Source organism: Mesorhizobium vachelliae (assembly GCF_033977325.1).
Lineage (GTDB): Bacteria > Pseudomonadota > Alphaproteobacteria > Rhizobiales > Rhizobiaceae > Mesorhizobium > Mesorhizobium vachelliae.
The window spans coordinates 1-2500 of sequence record NZ_JAVIIR010000045.1 but is presented as its reverse complement, the minus strand read 5'-3'; the positions used below and the strand labels follow the sequence as shown (position 1 = coordinate 2500).

The window sequence follows — 2500 nt, the reverse complement described above, 5'->3', positions numbered from 1 at the left end:
GGGGTAGAGCACTGGATGGGCTAGGGGTCCTCACCGGATTACCAAACCTAACCAAACTCCGAATACCTGGGAGTACTAGTCGGCAGACACACGGCGGGTGCTAACGTCCGTCGTGAAAAGGGAAACAACCCTGACCTACAGCTAAGGTCCCCAAGTTATGGCTAAGTGGGAAAGGATGTGAGGATCCCAAAACAACCAGGATGTTGGCTTAGAAGCAGCCATCATTTAAAGAAAGCGTAACAGCTCACTGGTCTAAATAAGGGTCTTTGCGCCGAAAATGTAACGGGGCTAAAGCCATACACCGAAGCTTAGGGTTCGTGAGCAATCACGAGCGGTAGCGGAGCGTTCTGTAAGCTGATGAAGCCGTACCCGTGAGGGGCGGTGGAGGTATCAGAAGTGCGAATGCTGACATGAGTAACGTAAGGGGAGTGAGAGACTCCCCCGCCGAAAGACCAAGGGTTCCTGCTTAAAGTTAATCTGAGCAGGGTTAGCCGGCCCCTAAGACGAGGCGGAAACGCGTAGTCGATGGGAACCACGTTAATATTCGTGGGCCTGGAGGTAGTGACGGATCACACAAGTTGTCCAATCTTATCGGATTGAAAGGGCAGCGGAGTGGTTCCAGGAAATAGCTCCTCCTTATAGACCGTACCCGAAACCGACACTGGTGGTCAGGTAGAGTATACCAAGGCGCTTGAGAGAACTATGCTGAAGGAACTCGGCAAATTGCACGCGTAACTTCGGAAGAAGCGTGACCCTTTTCTGCGCAAGCAGGGGAGGGTGGCACAGACCAGGGGGTAGCGACTGTTTATCAAAAACACAGGGCTCTGCGAAGCCGCAAGGCGACGTATAGGGTCTGACGCCTGCCCGGTGCTGGAAGGTTAAGAGGAGGGGTGCAAGCTCTGAATCGAAGCCCCAGTAAACGGCGGCCGTAACTATAACGGTCCTAAGGTAGCGAAATTCCTTGTCGGGTAAGTTCCGACCTGCACGAATGGCGTAACGACTTCCCCGCTGTCTCCAGCATAGACTCAGTGAAATTGAATTCCCCGTGAAGATGCGGGGTTCCTGCGGTTAGACGGAAAGACCCCGTGCACCTTTACTATAGCTTTACATTGGCATTCGTAGTGGCATGTGTAGGATAGGTGGTAGGCTTTGAAGCCTGGGCGCCAGCTCAGGTGGAGCCACCCTTGAAATACCACCCTTATTACTATGGATGTCTAACCGCGGCCCGTCATCCGGGTCCGGGACAATGTATGGTGGGTAGTTTGACTGGGGCGGTCGCCTCCTAAAGAGTAACGGAGGCGCGCGATGGTGGGCTCAGAACGGTCGGAAATCGTTCGCTGAGTGCAATGGCATAAGCCTGCCTGACTGCGAGACTGACAAGTCGAGCAGAGACGAAAGTCGGTCATAGTGATCCGGTGGTCCCGCGTGGAAGGGCCATCGCTCAACGGATAAAAGGTACGCCGGGGATAACAGGCTGATGACCCCCAAGAGTCCATATCGACGGGGTTGTTTGGCACCTCGATGTCGACTCATCGCATCCTGGGGCTGGAGCAGGTCCCAAGGGTATGGCTGTTCGCCATTTAAAGCGGTACGTGAGTTGGGTTCAGAACGTCGTGAGACAGTTCGGTCCCTATCTGCCGTGGGTGTAGGAATATTGAAAGGATCTGTCCCTAGTACGAGAGGACCGGGATGGACGGATCTCTGGTGGACCTGTTGTGGCGCCAGCCGCATCGCAGGGTAGCTATATCCGGACGGGATAACCGCTGAAGGCATCTAAGCGGGAAACCCACCTTGAAACGAGTATTCCCTGAGAACCGTGGAAGACGACCACGTTGATAGGCCGGGTGTGGAAGAGCGGCAACGCTTGAAGCTTACCGGTACTAATAGTTCGATAGGCTTGATCGTTCTCATTACTTGTATCCATCCGACGAAGTCGGATGGTTTACCAGCGCTCACGCATGAGCGGCCCTTGCAGGGCCTATGCTCCGCGAGGGCGCCGGAAAACCGGCGACGCGCAGTCGCGCTTACGGGCTTCGCCCGTAGGCAAAACGCAGGCGTCGCCTTGGCACAAAAACGACGATCCTCGGATCGTGCTGCGACGATCCTACGGATCGCGCTTGAACAGCTTCTCGATTTGAACGTGCGTTTTGCCGACCTGGTGGTTATGGCGGAGCGGCTGCACCCGATCCCATTCCGAACTCGGCCGTGAAACGCTCCAGCGCTGATGGTACTTCGTCTCAAGACGCGGGAGAGTAGGTCGCTGCCAGGTCTGCCAAGCGCACGTTCACCTCAATCTTCTCTCTACGATTGTTGTGATGCATGTCGTTGTCCCAAAACCGCCAGGCACTTTTGGGCGACATGCATAAGGCCCGCCAAACGGGAGCCCGGGCCGCGCAAGCGGCCCTTTCATTTGGCAGCCCCTTGAATACGGTAAGACCAAACTTACCTCTAAGCTCGCAAGCAAACGCTTGCTCGTAGTCGCAAGCAAACGCTTGCTCGT

The 2500-nt window shown here is 55.4% G+C and carries 2 rRNA genes (1 of these 2 cut by a window edge); both read left to right on the top strand.

The features are described 5' to 3' along the window. Positions 1-1905, top strand: a 23S ribosomal RNA gene (locus RFM41_RS33785) (it extends 895 nt beyond the left edge of the window). A 249-nt stretch (positions 1906-2154) separates the two neighbouring features. Continuing rightward, positions 2155-2269 (top strand): 5S ribosomal RNA (gene rrf / locus RFM41_RS33780). Positions 2270-2500: the final 231 nt, after the last annotated feature.